The organism is Hymenobacter monticola, assembly GCF_022811645.1.
In the GTDB taxonomy this organism is placed as follows: domain Bacteria; phylum Bacteroidota; class Bacteroidia; order Cytophagales; family Hymenobacteraceae; genus Hymenobacter; species Hymenobacter monticola.
Map to the genome: position 1 here is coordinate 14567 of NZ_CP094537.1, position 13365 is coordinate 27931.

The following is a 13365-nucleotide window of genomic DNA, read 5'->3' on the forward strand; positions in this document are numbered from 1 at the left end:
AGGGTAGCTGATTACCCAAAAAACCCATGCCAACGGTCGACCAGGAAGAATACCAGAGCCATGAGGGCCGGGCGCATCACTTGGCCCGAGCCCAACCGCTCGACTATGCTGCCCTGCTGCGTGATACCCTGGCCCTGGCTAAATGGAAGCTCACCAGCCACGACGTGTACATGGTGCACATAAAGCACATCTACCGGGCCAAAAACCCGGCCGGCGCGTTGCAGCGCAGTGCTTTCGACTTCGACTATTTCCCGAAGCGCGACAGCCTGGTGCTGGTAGCCAACAACCCCACCTACACCGACGGGCCGACCGCGCCATGAGCACCGGCCTGCCCACCCGGCTGCTGGTGGCGCTGCTGCTGGCCGCCCCCGTTGCCCGCGCCCAAACCAGGCCCGCCCCCGCGCCCGCCGGCCCAGCCTGAAAACCTGGCCTTGGTTAAAAGTTTGGTCCAAAGGTTAAGCGGATTGCTTACGATGAACACATTCACCCTTCAAAATAGGGCGCCCACAGGTTAATGAGGCTGGCTTGTTCAGTAAAATGTCCGTATTCTGAAACAGCCGCCCACGCAGTTTTTCCCTACCGATACTTTCTGTTCCTACTCTTGTGCTACCCCGTGTACTGCAACTTCTCGGTAGGTTACCCACGTGTACGCCGAGGACTTATAACAGATATTCATCGCCGCCACCGGCTTTGGTACCGGCGGGGCCAAGGACGATAAGTAACGCGCCCCCGGCTTTGGCAGGGGAGGCGGTTAAAGCCGGATGCCGGCCGCAAGCCCCAGGCCCAGGAGCATCTGCCCATTGGAAAATCCCTCTATGCCCCCGTTGAAAAGGCCCCCGCTTACCGTCACGCGCACGGCGCTGATGGAGGCGGTGGCGCCAAATTCGGCGCCGTGGAAGGTGCGCTCGATGGAATTGAACACGTCCAGCAGCAGCCGCGGCTGGTGTTGAACGTCCCCAAAGAGGTGGCGCAGCGCGTAGCGGGCAAAGAGGCGTATCTGCGGCTGACTGGCCTTACTCGTGTGGTAGCCGTCAAATACGCGGTAGCTCAGCCCGACGCTGGGCGCTAGAATATTGACCGTCGTAGCCGAGTCGCGGGTGCTCCAGTTGGTGGTGGAATAGAGCAGGGTGCCGTCGATGCTGAGTTGGTGTAGTCCGTGGCCATAGGCCGCAAACGGAAGAAAGCTACAGCTTATCAACCCGGAGCTTCCATTTTGCGACAAGCCCCCAGGGGCCAGCAGCGTCTGGGCAAAGTTGCGCGAAATGTCCCGCGACGCGCGTTCTGACTTTGCGGCCCCGGCTTTGACGCCGGATGTCAAGGCGGCACCTTCCCCGAACAGGGTAAACAGCCCCGTGAAGGTGAAGGTGGGGACAAAGACGTTGCGGCGGCCCACCAGGACGGGGAGCTGCTGCTCGGTGCCATCGACTTTGCCGGTGTACGTGTACTTGCGGTAAATCGCCTTCATGCGAACGGCATCCAGCCCGATGGTGCCGGCCTTGGGGCTGGCTTGGCCGTTGCTGCCCGTGAGCTTGTTGAAGTCACCGTCGGCAATGACCTGGGGCAGCCACCAGACTAATTCTTTGTTGGTTTCCCATTCGGGTACCACACTGTCATACGCGGCCAGCAACCGCACATCGGCGGCAATGTCCACCTGCCCGAGGGGCAAGGTCACATCCTTTGTTAAATCTTCTGTGGGCTGGATGAGAATTTTGGGGGATAGGGCCAGGAGGAGCTTTTTGTTCTGGTCCACGGGCAAGAGCCCGCGAACTAAGCTATCGCGCAGCGTTTCGCGGATGTAGGACGTTTGGAATGTGATAACCGGCTGGAGTTGGGCACTGAACCCCTGGCTGGTTTGCCCGAAGGCGCGAGATAGTGAAAGAACGAAAAGGAAGCAGTAGAAAAGGTGTTTCATGGCAAAAGGGACTGAAGGTGAAAATATACAGGCTCTAATGTACCGGCCCCAAACGAAAGCGCCCCGGTCAACTGACCGAGGCGCTTTTGTTTAGTGTTCAGGTGGGCGAGGTTACCGGCTTTGGGCCTGCTTCCTTGCAAGCATCACGCTACCCACCATCGGGGCCAGCTCAGTAGCGCAGCTAAACAAACCCAAGTCGAGCATCGTGGGCTTGGGGCCATATATGAACTGCATTTCCTTGAACAGCTTCCCGGCCTGCTTGTAGTCGGCATCCAACCAATGGGCCATGTCTGCTACGGTCACGAGTTGGCCAGCCAACAGAAATTCTATGTTCGGACTCAGTTCTGCGAAGGGTTCCGGCTCGGGCTGCAGCCGTAGGCTTAAGTAAACCGTAGCCTCGTGCTCGGGCCAGGGTTCTGTGGTTACCCACGTATCCGCGGCCTCCGTGCCGTAGCCCTTCACCCTGGCGGCGGTGTAGGTTCCGGGGGCCGCGGTGCTGCCGGCCTGGCGGGTGGCTTCGGCCACAAGCTGCGGGCTGGTAAGGAAGTCATAGCCGGATGGGAACTGGTACGGCAAGCGGTGCTGGGCACTCAGGCGCAACTCGCCCAGCAGGTTGCGGCAAGCGCCCTGCATCCAAACGGCCTGCACCTGGCCGTTAATGCTCGAGAACTCCCGGATAGGTGCGGCCGTGTCGGCATTGCGGGTACTCATGTGGACGTAGGCACCGACGCGAAAGCCCTTCGCTGCGGCCTTAGCGCTGATTTCTTGGGGGGTTGGATAAGCCATAACAAAAGGGGGAAATGATAAGCAGGTTTTGCAATAGGAAAACGATGGTCCTAGGCGGCTGCCTGCACCTGCGCGGCCGTGGTGTTGGCCTCGCTCATGGGGTGGCGGGTGCCCCTGGCTCCTCCGTAGAAGTAGTACCAGGCCGTTTTGCCGTAGTTCAGCCGGTCTTTATAGAGCGCCAGGCCGCTTACCGTGTGGGTCGTGTGGGGGCTGAAAAAATGCACCTGGTGGCCTACCAAAAACTTAGGGGCCGGGCGCTCCTGGCGGTGACTCACGTAGGCGAGTTGGCCCACGATGCCGGCGCTGCCCCGAAACCGTACCTCGTCGAGCGGCCCGGCTTCGGCCCGCTGCTTCAGGTACTCTACTTCGCGCACCTGGTCAGCCAGGCCGACGGCTGCCGCGACCAGGGCAATGGCCTGCTCGGCGGTGTCGGCAAAGTATATCCGGTCGCCCTCTCCTGGAAGCAGCACCTCAAAATTGCCGCTTAGCACCTGCTGGGTGTGGGGGTTTACAAAGGTGAAGCCTGGCCACGTCGGGACGCTTAGCAGCTCAAACTTGCCCGCGTCGTCGCGGTGCCGCTTATCGACTTCAAGACTGAACTCGTGGCCGTTCCAAAAAATGGAGGTTACCAAGCCCTGCACGTTGGCGTAGCGAGTGCTGCGGACGGTGGCCCCGATGATGATGCGACCGGCGCTGGTTTCAATGGCGGTGAGGTTGGGTAGCATGATAAAGAGGTTTTGCAATTGTAAAATGATGGGGCTAGGCAGCCTGCTGGTAGTAGGGCTCCTGCACCCCGGCTCGGAATGATGCGGGGCTCAGGGCGGCGCGTACTGCCTCGGCGCGAGTGGCCGCGTTGCCTGTCTGTGTCCTGGCGGCGGGGCCTTGGCCCTGGCGCAACTCCCACACCCACCGGCTGCCCTGCTGGTGGACGTGGACACGAAAAACCGGGAGCATCCCTTAGTCGCGCTGTTCGTCGGCCGGGTGCTCGGGGTACTCGCTGCTGTCATGGTTGTCGTCGGCCAGCTCGTCGCCCTGGGGCGGGTACTCCGGAATCCAGTCGTCCGCCTGCTCTGGCCCGTCCTGGCTGTGTAGCTGCTCGGCACTGGCCAGCGCCTGCTTAGCCTGCTGGGTGCGCTGCATGGCCAGCTCGACCATCTGCAAGGCATCCTGGCAATGCTGCTGCTGCTTCTCCTGGTCGTGCGGGTACGCCTGCTTGGCCTCGCGCTGCTTCGCCCGATAATAGCGGCGGTCCTCGTCCTCGCGGGCTACGCAGATGTTGTAGTGCTCCTGGGCCTTGCCTATGGGGTCCGCTACCGGCTCAATCTCCACTACTTCGGGCACCTGGGGGGCGGCAGCTGGGCCGGGCGTGTAGGGCTCAAGCTCCCGGCCGAAAAAGTGCCCCAGCGTAACGCCGTGCTTCCGTAGGTGCTCAGGCATCGTGTCGGGTTGGCAAAGCACCCCTAGCCAGCCCTCGGCGTGAAAATACGCCTTTACTTCGGCCGGGCCGATGCCATTCATGTAGATGTGAACGCGGGCACCGATGGCGGGCACCTCGCCCTTGCCCGACCATTTGAGGCCGGCCGGTAAACCGGCGCGGGTGGGGAATCCTACCCACTGCGGGCACTGCTCGGGGTCGCCTACCCAATCCAGGGGGATAATTTGGGGCTGCTTGGGGGCGGGGGCTGGGGTTATCATAGCGAAGGGAAAAAGGAAGTGGTGAGAAGATGGGCCGGGGGCTAGGCGGCAAGGGTCAACTGGCTGCCGAATACCACTCCGGCGCGGGGGGTGATGCGCTTCCTGCGGCTGGCGGTCTTGGCGTGGTGGGTGGTTTCGGTGACTAGGCCCAAAAAGCCAGCAGCGTGGGTGTAGCCCTTCACCTCGGCCCGCTCCTGGTGTCCGTCGCGGTTCACCGTTACCGTAGCTCCGATGGCGGGCACCGGGGCTTGATTCGACCAATGCAGGCCACCGGGCAGCATGGTTAAGCGGGGCGCGGGCTCAAACTCGGGCGTGGGGTTCGTCAGCTGCTCAAGGGCATCCTGGCGGGCCTGCCAAGCTTCCTCGCGGGCCTGGGCCTTGGCGGCACTGGCGGCACGAATAACGGCCAAACGGGCGGCGGGAATGCGACGGGCGGGGCGAAAGGTTTGGGCGGTTTTCATAAGATATAAGCTGCTGGTGTGGGGCGAAAAAGAGGTTAGAACCAAGGGTTAGCTTCCCACTGTGCGACTGCGGCGGCGCTGGCTGGGGTCACGGTCTGGTTGGCTTCGTCGGCTGGGTCGTAACGGTCAGCGGCGACTTCTCCGGGGGCTAAATCAAAAGCTTCGTTAAGCATGGCTAAATGACTGTTTCTTTGTTCGTTGCTTATAATATATTAAACGAAAAGCGGCCCCTTTAAGTTGCCTTTTTAGCAATAGTAATCCTATTATTTTAGCAATAATTGGCACAGTGTTGGTATTTTCCCCTCTTGTTAATATTGAGGCTCTATATGCATAAAAAAGCCCTTCCTGTAGCGGGAGAGGGATTTTCATTTTGTCGCGGCCCTGGGCCGGCCGGGTGGTTCCGGCCGGCCTGTTGGCCCCTCCCCTACTCGCTGTCGGCCTCGCTGGCTTCGTAGCTGGGCACAATACCTAGAATGTGGTTAAGGGCTTTCTGTGCTTGGCTGGCGGCCGATATAATCAACGTCTTATCGTTGCGTAGGGCCTGCAACCAGCTTTCTATATAGGCGGCGGTGTTATTCTCGGTCACGCTCAGGTCGAGTCCTGCGGTGTTGCTCAGGAATGCGGCTCCCAATTCGGCCACCAGTTCTTCCTTGGCATAGGTCGGGCTACCAAAAGAAGCTTTTTCGGTCAGCGTCGCCCGGTCGAGGCGCTTGCTGTGGCCGGTGCTGTGGACCAGCTCGTGAAAGGTGGTAAGGTAATAATCCTCGGCTGTGTGAAAGGTGCTGGCCTCGGGCATCGTCACGGTGTCGGTGCTCGTGCGGTAGTACGCTTCGCTGCCTTTATGCTGAATGCGGGGGCCACCGGCATATCCGGCAATTATCTGCTCTGCGGCCTGCTGGGGAGTGTGCTCCCTGCTGGGCAGTTCGGGGAAGTTCCATGCTACTCCGTCAATCTGCGCGACATTAAAGACGGTGGAATACTGCAGGAAAGCTACTTTCTTCTCCTTGCCTTTGGCGTCTTCTTTCTTGCTCACCTTCCAGAAAACGACGGGCATGCCCTTCTCACCTCGGCGCACCTGCCCGCCTAATTCCTGGGCCTGCTTATAGGTCAGGTAGTACGGCTGCTCGTAGTCTAGCATTCCAAGCAAAAGGGCATTAACGCCGGTATATACGTGCTTGCTGCGGTAGTTTCTCGGCGCGCCGTGGGCCGCGTTCCACGGCTTTTTCCACGGCGTAACACCGTTTTCCAGGGCCAAAATAATGCGGTTCGTGATAATCTCCTGAACGTCGGTGCGGGGGGCGAAGGTGGTTGCAGCTTTCATGTCGAAGGGATTAAGGGGTGAGGTTGCGGGTTAATAGTTGTACTCAGGATGGGCAGGCGGCCCGGGCTGCTCCTGCTCTGCTTTCAGCTTTGCATCTTCCCATGCTTCGCTTTCGGCAATGGCCAGGGCTTTCCACTTCATCAGTTGGGCCGCGTCGGTGCTAGTGCTAATCAGGACCTCGGCTTTCTGGCGGCGCTCCTTGGTAAATGCGGGGTGGTTCAGGACTTGCCGAAGGTTGCGGCGGGCCGATGACACCATGAGCATATATCCGGAAGAAAGAACGGGGGCGGCGACGGTCGTTTCCATGAATAATAGCCTGTTTGTTTGCTTGTTACTTATAGTATTTAAACGCAAAAGCCTTGCTTAATGTTGCCTTTTAAGCAATAATAATCTTATTATTTTGGCAATAAATTGGCATGCTTTTGGTATTTTTCCCTCTTGTTCTCCTTTGCAATTGATGATAGGTAGCACCCGGCCAGGGTCGAGTAGCTATTTACCTGCTGCTGCTACCACCCCGGGGCATAAGCAATACTGCAGGCGCGTAGCGCGGCGTAGCACCAGCAGTATTGCAGGGCGGTTATTCCTTTGGTTCGCGGTAGGGATGGGAAGGGAGCGACCAGCGGGAGCTGTCCGTCAGGACCGGAGCGCAGCGCAGCCCTGGACAGCCCGGCCATCCGCCCATTTAATAGGTCTTGGGGTAGCCTGACGGTTGGAACGCACCACAATAAATAGCGCATTTGTTCACTAAAAACAGTGTTTTTGATACCGCCATAGCACTATCATGTGGAAACAACCCTTTCCCAAGGAGAATTTTAAAAATTATTTCGTACATTTGGGTCATTAATCCTTCGCACGCCACTGATTCAAGCGCATCTGCGAAGCTATTTTTACCGACATCACGGCGCCTCTGGCTTAATTGCTAGGGGCGTTGCTGTTTCTTAACGTTTGACAACTGCCGCCTCTCGCTGCATGAACTACTACACGAAGCAGCCACAAACAAGCGCGGCGCTCATCCAGCTACTCCTGAGCCGGGGCCTGCTGATTCCGGACCATGCCCGGGCCATTAAGTACTTGGAGAGCATCGGGTACTACCGCCTTAGCGGCTACATGTACCCCTTGCAGGTGCCCGGCAAGTTGCACCACTTTGTGGCAGGCATAAGCTTCGATGATGTTGTGTCCATGTACAAATTCGATAAGCGACTGCGTGCTATCGTTATGGAGTATATGGAACGCATTGAAGTAGCCTTGCGAGCCAAATTGACTAACTCTTATAGCGCGGTCCACGGCTTCTTTTGGTACGCCGATGCTTCCTTATTCAGCGATAAATCGACGGCAGCCGCTATCCTCTATGGCATTCAGGAAGACTTTAAGCTACCCAAAGACCAGTTTCTGAGGGCGTTTAAAAACAATTACCCTGGGGAGCCGCTTCCGCCGTCGCAGATGGCGTTAGAAACTTTGTCGCTGGGTGAGCTGGCCCGCTTGTACAAGGCGCTCACCACCGACCCGATAAAATTGCAAATCGCCTCGGATTTCCGCGTAGCTGCTTCCTCGCTGGAGACTTGGTTTGTTTGGTTAACCAATGTGCGCAATGTGTGCGCGCACCACTCCCGACTCTGGAACCGAAACATGTCCGCGTTGCGCCCGCACATGCCTTCGCGCAAGGCCTACAAGTTCGCGGTGCCCATGCCCGATGATGCCAACACGAATATGTACGGCGTCGTGGCGCTCATGCACCGGCTGCTGAAGTCCTTCAATCCGAACAACACTTTTGCCCGCCAGGTCGAGGCATTGATTCAGCTCCATGGGGTGGACGCGACGCTTATGGGATTCCCGCCAGCTTGGCAAACCGCTGCGGTTTGGCATCACGAATAAGGTAAAACGGTGATGCAAAACACGGACATTTTGTGAGGCACTGGCCTGGTAAAACCTGTATCTATTAGCAATTCTAAGTAGTAACTTGGGCTTCTCATTAACCCATTCCTACACATGGAACCCCAAAATCCCAACCAAGACAATCGCTTCAGCGGAACTATTAATGGCGGGTCTGCCTCTACGCGTGACGAAGACTTCAGCGGTACCATCGACGGTGGCAACGCTTCCACTCGTGACGAGGATTTCGCAGGCACCATCAACGGTGGTAACGCTGCTACTCGTGACGAGGATTTCGCCGAAACCGTTGATGGTGGCAGCACTTCTACCACCGACGAAGAATTCACAGAAACCATCGATGGCGGCAACGCCTCAACCACCGACGAAGAGTTCACAGAAACATTGGACGGTGGCGGAGCAGCCAGTTAGCCTAGTTGCCATTGCTGATGGGAGCCTTTACGCTAGTTGCCAGACTATCCGTAAAGGCTCCTTTCTAGGGGTAGCGCGAGAACAGGAACAGAAAACACCGCTAATGCATTTCGGCTAGGTGCTCTTCCCTGTTTGTCGGGCTGCACAGCGGATGAAGCTCCCAAACTACAATGCGGTCAGGCAGGGTGAAATCCTAGCGGTCCAGCATGTTAAGGTTCTCGTGCACCAAGCGAGAGAGACGCGCTGCAAATAGCGCGCATTCTACAGCACCCTCACATTGACGGCCTACATTTGCGCGACCACCTTATCCGCCTATCTGATGCGCCGTTTCCTGTTGACCGGATGTATTCACATCCTCGCCCTGAGCCAAGCTCATCTGGCTTCTGCACAATCCCCTCAGCAAAAGTTGCAGCAGAACGTGGCCAGTATTTACTTCAAAAAGGGTCTTAAATGGGCCTCAGCAACAGCGTTTATCTTAGACAACGGCGTCCTAGTGACTTGTGCGCATAATCTTCGCTGGTTAGGCGGGAATGTGACAAGATTGGAAATAACCTTGCGTGACTCTGTGCCGGGTGCCAAGGTCGAACGCCTGAACCTGCCGGCAGACTACATCAACCGCAACACGGTAACAAACGCCGACTTTATTTACCTGCAGGGCCGGCGTCACCGAAATGCCCGGGCGAAGTACGATTATGCATTCATCAAATTGAGTGATGCGATGATGCAGCCCTTGCGTGCAGGCTTAACGGCAGTCACGGTAGCCGATAAACTGCCCGTGTTAACCGATACCCTGTACTCGCTGGGCTACCCAATGGGGATACTCACCTATCAGGCCTTTGGCCCGGGCAAGTGGGCCTTGGCACAGGAGCGAGTTGAGGCACCGACTGCCCCACCCACCCGGGTGTGGTATAGCACAGCGAAATCAAAGGTTGGTGCAAGCGGTAGCCCGCTCTTTCAAGTCCAGGGTGGGGTCATTACCCTAGTTGGAGTCCACACCGATGGGGCGGAGGAGAAACCATATTCGCCAGGGGATGAGACCACCGGTGTGGCCAGTTGGAGTAAGTTCTACGAGGCGTATAAGGCGGCCTTGCTAAAAACAGGGCAATAAGGTTAAGCGTATTCCTACCTGTTCCACTGCTTGCTTTTACATATCAAAGCTTAGGACCGCGCCTCCGTGCTTCCTGGGCAGGCGGCTCGGGTTTATGCTGCACCGAGCCCAGCTCTCGCTTTACCACCTGCTGCATCTGGCTCTCCTTCAGGTCCTGGTTCCAATCCTTGCCCCGCGACTTGACGATTTCAATCTTATGGTCGAAAGTCAGACTCTGCGTCATGCCCTGATTGAAGGCCCCCAACGCCTCGCGGTTCATGGGAACGTGGAACTGGTAGGTATGAGGTCCTAGCTTGGTCGAGCTAATCAGCTCGTCGCGCAGGGTCTGACTGACGGCTTGCGTGTTCGTTTCGCCGCTCTGCTGGCCGTACTGGCGGGCGGTCTGGTCATTGTACGCCTTGAGGTGATTCGTCAGCGCCTGCACCCCGGCCGGGTTGATGGCCGTGACTTCGACGGTTAGCAGATGCTTATGCTCCCGAACAACTTTCATCGGATTTTGCTCACTTGCAAAGCCCGCGAGTAGGCGCGTGTCGTAGTGGTGGCCCTGGGTATCGTTATCAAAAGCGGCCTTGACTGTACAGATGCGTTCCTCGTTGAGCAAGCGCTTCATCTCAAAAATCTTGTTTTGAGTAAGTACGCCGGCTGTGGACGCATACAGGGCCTTTTCGCCAGGGTGCATCTGCGCGTAGGAAAGCGCATCGAGTGCCGATTCTGCCACTACCATGTGAGCAGCAGGCCGGCCCTCGGGTAGCTTACTTAGCCACAAAGAGCGGGAAAACTCGCTTTCCGGGGCCTGGCCCTTATAGCCCTCCCCTTTTAGCTCCAGGCCCACTACGCGCCCTTCATGGTATGCTGGGAAGGCAGTATTCACAAAAGTCTTGGCCGGCATCCCCTCCTTCTGCACGGTATGGAACTGGTTAAGGATGCGGCCAGCGAACTGCGGGGTTTCTATCGTGCTTTTGGTAATACCCCGGCTTTCCAGGTAGGTGGTATTTTCCAGCGGCCGGCAGTCCTTGGTGTAGATGCTTTGGAACTTCTCACCGGGCGCAGTCTCGCTGATGGGAGGCAATTCCAGCTTAGGACGCTGGTCCTCGGGCAAGTTCAGGTAAGCCCGGAAGTGGTCGTTCACGGTTTGCCACACGTTGCGACCCGGCTGCTGCTCGATGCCGACGATGCGGCCGGAGTTCACCCGGTTTTTCATCCAGTCGATGACGCTTCCCTTGTCGCGGTCGTCGTGGCTGTTGAAGTACATCCAATCGTTCCCGCGCCCCTTGAACACGACGAGCGTATCATCTCCCTCGAAAACATGCCACTTGCCTTTGCCTAAGTCCTCCCCTTTTTTAAGGTTGTAGCCGAAGTGGGTCAGCAGTTCGGGGAGTTCTACTTGCTCCTTTATCTTCTGGAAAGTCAGGGCGTGGTCCATGCAGGGGTCGTTAGGTGGGGAGGGTAAGTTAAAATGATAGAAGCCCGAAAAAGGATTTCCGGGCTTCTACGAGGTTCAAACGGCCTGCCGGGGCCGGCTCATTAGAGGCGCGGGGCGCGCTTCGTTAATTTCGGCGCTTCCACCTTGGCCGTTTCCACGGCAACCGCTGGGCGGGCCCCCTTCGCCGTCTGCTCGACGCGGGGAGCTTGGCGCTGCTGCAACTCATGCGCGGCGGGCCGAATCTCGATACACGCTTTTGCTGCGTTTACCTGCACGGTCCCATCAAACTTTCTACCACCGTCGCCACTGGCCATGTTGGCCAGGTCAACCGCTTTGCCTTCCTTCAGGTCGTGGCTCTGTTCAGGAGTCAGCTTTACGCCGGCGATGGTTTCGTGCAAAGTAACCTTGTTCTCCGGCAGAATGACAACTTTGTTCATGGACTTATCCACCGCTACATAGCCGTTGTACTCTTGGCCTTTCTCGTCTTTGAGGCCGCGAATGAGGCCGGCGTTCCCTTCCGTTTCGAGCTTCTGGCGCTGCTCCGGCGTGAAGGGCTGGCCGCCAATCTCGTTCGGTATCACGAGCTTTTCCTGGGGCAGTTCCAGTTTGAGGGTGGCCGTACCATCGGCCTCACGGTGCAGCACCATCTTGCCCTCAAACTTCACGGCTTCCTCCCCGTCCTTGCCGGCAACCTGCATGGGCAGCAAGTCGGTTTTCTGGCCATTCAGCAGCTTTTGCAGCTGGCCGTTCTGCTTAAGGTCAGCGGCGCTCAGGCCAAGCGAAGCCAGTACTTTTTGCGGCACGTCGGATGCCTGAAACTGTGCCGGGGCTTTGGCCGGGGTCAGTTGCTCGGGAGCAGCTTCGGCACCTGGTACTGCAGCTGACGCGGCGGCCACTGCCGGCGCTCCGGGGCCGGGGAGCACTTGGCCCTGGGGGGCCTGCTTAACCTGCTCGTCGCCCTGGTCCAGCTGCGCGGAGCCAGCTCTTTTCAATAAGCGAGCCTGCAACTCCTGACGGGTCTTATCATAGTCAACTTCCAGAGTCTGGCGGGTTTTGGGGTTCCCGGTCAAGTGCTGATAGAAGTTCTTTAGAAAGGCAGATGCGGGGTTGCCGCTGGTGTCGATATCAAAGATGCTTTTCCCTTCCTTCAGCACCTGCTCCTTGGTCTTGCCCTGCTGCTCGGCCAACTGCTCTACGCGCTTCTCTCCGGCGCTCTGCTGCACCTGCTCCGGCACAGTGAGTGCCGTTTTCGGCACGTCGGCCAGGTTGGCGCTCAGCGCGTCCCACTGCTTCGCACCAAAGGCTTCTTTTACCTGCTTGCTGCGCGTAGGTTCGTAGTCGTCGTCGTAGCCGACTTCCTGACGACGAGCGGCGGCCTGTGCTGGCTTTTCAACCACTTCCAGGCCGTTGCCCACCTGTTTGAAACCTTGCAAAATCCCTTCGAGCTGGGCCAGCTTGTTGGATTCCGGGTCATAACTCACGCCGAAGCTGCCGGTCAGCTTCCCATCTTCCCCACGTTCCATCTTCATAGCGCCGACGGCAACTCCGGCATCTTTTAGTTGGTCGAGGTAAGCGCGCATTTCCATCAGCGGGGCAACTTCGTCGCCTTTCTGCTTCCACTGAATTTGCACCTCCCCTACCGGGTCTACCGTGGGTGCGTCTGTGGCTCCTGGGACTGCTGCGGCAATGGATGTGAGCTGCTGCTCGGCGGCGGGCTGCTGGTCCGCAGTGCTCTCACTAGGTAGCGCCTGGCTCTTGTCGCGCAGCTCGTCAGCGTAAGCGGCCTTTCCGGCGTCCGGTCCTTGTTCGGCTTGGTTGGCTACCATGTCCAAATCCGCGGCAGCTTCGGTGCGAGTAGCGCCTGGGGTGCTGGTAACCTCCCTGGCTAGTCCTTCAGTCTCGACCGCCTGCGCGGCCTGCTCGCGGGCCTGGGGCGCTGCCTCACCAAATACGTTCAGTGCTGGCACCGGCGTGTCACTGAACCTGAGCTTGCCCATGTCGATGATTTTCCAGTTGCCCTCAATCAACTCAACCATCGTCGGCTTGTCTACCTTGATAAACTCCTGGCCGGGTTTGGGCAGTCCGTTTATCTGATAAGCCGGAGCCAGCACGTCGTTGAAGCTGGCAGCCAGCTTTCCATCGGCACCGGGGGCCGGGAGAAGCGCGGCCTGGTTGGGATTGTCGGGGTTGATTTGAAGCTGATACAAGGAATAGTGCTCGGCCTGGTCGGTTACGTCCTGACCGCTGATGTTGCCGTTGCTGGTAGGCACCGAACTCACGTAGCGAATGCTAAGCGACGTAGGGGCCGGCGTCGGATTTTCTGCTTGTTCTGCCATTAAGAAAGGAATTTGGTGGGAGGAT

General features: G+C 58.1%; 13 protein-coding genes. 4 read left to right on the top strand and 9 right to left on the bottom strand.

Features of this window, described 5'->3' with window-relative positions; genetic code table 11:
• Positions 1-26: 26 nt before the first annotated feature.
• Positions 27-320, top strand: coding sequence for a hypothetical protein (locus tag MTP16_RS24780; protein WP_243520838.1), 294 nt, complete (start codon positions 27-29; stop codon positions 318-320).
• 431 nt (positions 321-751) lie between these two features.
• On the opposite strand, the gene MTP16_RS24785 is transcribed toward MTP16_RS24780, so the two are convergent.
• The 7 genes from MTP16_RS24785 to MTP16_RS24815 form a co-directional block, all read right to left on the bottom strand.
• The gene (locus MTP16_RS24785) at positions 752-1912 is read right to left on the bottom strand and encodes a hypothetical protein (protein ID WP_243520839.1); all 1161 of its coding nucleotides are present in this window, start codon (positions 1910-1912) and stop codon (positions 752-754) included.
• A 111-nt stretch (positions 1913-2023) separates the two neighbouring features.
• Positions 2024-2698: a hypothetical protein gene (locus tag MTP16_RS24790; RefSeq protein WP_243520841.1), complete on the bottom strand. Its 675-nt coding sequence runs from the start codon at positions 2696-2698 to the stop codon at positions 2024-2026.
• A gap of 50 nt (positions 2699-2748) precedes the next feature.
• Positions 2749-3423: a hypothetical protein gene (locus tag MTP16_RS24795; protein WP_243520843.1), complete on the bottom strand. Its 675-nt coding sequence runs from the start codon at positions 3421-3423 to the stop codon at positions 2749-2751.
• A 232-nt stretch (positions 3424-3655) separates the two neighbouring features.
• Entirely contained in the window at positions 3656-4393 is a 738-nt protein-coding gene (locus MTP16_RS24800) for a hypothetical protein (RefSeq protein ID WP_243520845.1), read from the bottom strand.
• A gap of 41 nt (positions 4394-4434) precedes the next feature.
• Positions 4435-4854, bottom strand: coding sequence for a hypothetical protein (locus tag MTP16_RS24805; RefSeq protein ID WP_243520847.1), 420 nt, complete (start codon positions 4852-4854; stop codon positions 4435-4437).
• 424 nt (positions 4855-5278) lie between these two features.
• The gene (locus MTP16_RS24810; RefSeq protein WP_243520849.1) at positions 5279-6175 is read right to left on the bottom strand and encodes an ArdC family protein; all 897 of its coding nucleotides are present in this window, start codon (positions 6173-6175) and stop codon (positions 5279-5281) included.
• 30 nt (positions 6176-6205) lie between these two features.
• A complete protein-coding gene (locus MTP16_RS24815; RefSeq protein ID WP_243520851.1) occupies positions 6206-6481 on the bottom strand; it encodes a hypothetical protein in 276 nt (91 codons plus the stop codon).
• A 663-nt stretch (positions 6482-7144) separates the two neighbouring features.
• Here MTP16_RS24815 and MTP16_RS24820 point away from each other — a divergent pair.
• From MTP16_RS24820 to MTP16_RS24830, 3 genes are all read left to right on the top strand, one after another.
• Positions 7145-8047 carry an Abi family protein gene (locus MTP16_RS24820; RefSeq protein WP_243520853.1) on the top strand — a complete coding sequence of 301 codons (903 nt, stop codon included), beginning with the start codon at positions 7145-7147 and terminating at the stop codon, positions 8045-8047.
• Between the two features lie 114 nt (positions 8048-8161).
• Positions 8162-8473, top strand: coding sequence for a hypothetical protein (locus MTP16_RS24825; RefSeq protein WP_243520855.1), 312 nt, complete (start codon positions 8162-8164; stop codon positions 8471-8473).
• Between the two features lie 319 nt (positions 8474-8792).
• Complete coding sequence (locus MTP16_RS24830; protein ID WP_243520857.1) at positions 8793-9581, top strand: trypsin-like serine peptidase; 789 nt, start codon at positions 8793-8795, stop codon at positions 9579-9581.
• A 43-nt stretch (positions 9582-9624) separates the two neighbouring features.
• Here MTP16_RS24830 and MTP16_RS24835 read toward each other — a convergent pair whose 3' ends face one another.
• Positions 9625-11004 (bottom strand): toprim domain-containing protein, encoded by a 1380-nt coding sequence (locus MTP16_RS24835; RefSeq protein WP_243520859.1) that lies wholly within the window; start codon positions 11002-11004, stop codon positions 9625-9627.
• A gap of 101 nt (positions 11005-11105) precedes the next feature.
• Positions 11106-13340, bottom strand: a complete 2235-nt coding sequence (locus MTP16_RS24840) for a DUF3945 domain-containing protein (RefSeq protein ID WP_243520862.1) — start codon at positions 13338-13340, stop codon at positions 11106-11108.
• Between the last annotated feature and the right edge of the window lie 25 nt (positions 13341-13365).

Bases quoted from the DNA above. Each gene is read 5' to 3' on its own strand.
- MTP16_RS24780 (WP_243520838.1), top strand. From the start codon at position 27: ATGCCAACGGTCGACCAGGAAGAATACCAGAGCCATGAGGGCCGGGCG.
- MTP16_RS24785 (WP_243520839.1), bottom strand. From the start codon at position 1,912: ATGAAACACCTTTTCTACTGCTTCCTTTTCGTTCTTTCACTATCTCGC.
- MTP16_RS24790 (WP_243520841.1), bottom strand. From the start codon at position 2,698: ATGGCTTATCCAACCCCCCAAGAAATCAGCGCTAAGGCCGCAGCGAAG.
- MTP16_RS24795 (WP_243520843.1), bottom strand. From the start codon at position 3,423: ATGCTACCCAACCTCACCGCCATTGAAACCAGCGCCGGTCGCATCATC.
- MTP16_RS24800 (WP_243520845.1), bottom strand. From the start codon at position 4,393: ATGATAACCCCAGCCCCCGCCCCCAAGCAGCCCCAAATTATCCCCCTG.
- MTP16_RS24805 (WP_243520847.1), bottom strand. From the start codon at position 4,854: ATGAAAACCGCCCAAACCTTTCGCCCCGCCCGTCGCATTCCCGCCGCC.
- MTP16_RS24810 (WP_243520849.1), bottom strand. From the start codon at position 6,175: ATGAAAGCTGCAACCACCTTCGCCCCCCGCACCGACGTTCAGGAGATT.
- MTP16_RS24815 (WP_243520851.1), bottom strand. From the start codon at position 6,481: ATGGAAACGACCGTCGCCGCCCCCGTTCTTTCTTCCGGATATATGCTC.
- MTP16_RS24820 (WP_243520853.1), top strand. From the start codon at position 7,145: ATGAACTACTACACGAAGCAGCCACAAACAAGCGCGGCGCTCATCCAG.
- MTP16_RS24825 (WP_243520855.1), top strand. From the start codon at position 8,162: ATGGAACCCCAAAATCCCAACCAAGACAATCGCTTCAGCGGAACTATT.
- MTP16_RS24830 (WP_243520857.1), top strand. From the start codon at position 8,793: ATGCGCCGTTTCCTGTTGACCGGATGTATTCACATCCTCGCCCTGAGC.
- MTP16_RS24835 (WP_243520859.1), bottom strand. From the start codon at position 11,004: ATGGACCACGCCCTGACTTTCCAGAAGATAAAGGAGCAAGTAGAACTC.
- MTP16_RS24840 (WP_243520862.1), bottom strand. From the start codon at position 13,340: ATGGCAGAACAAGCAGAAAATCCGACGCCGGCCCCTACGTCGCTTAGC.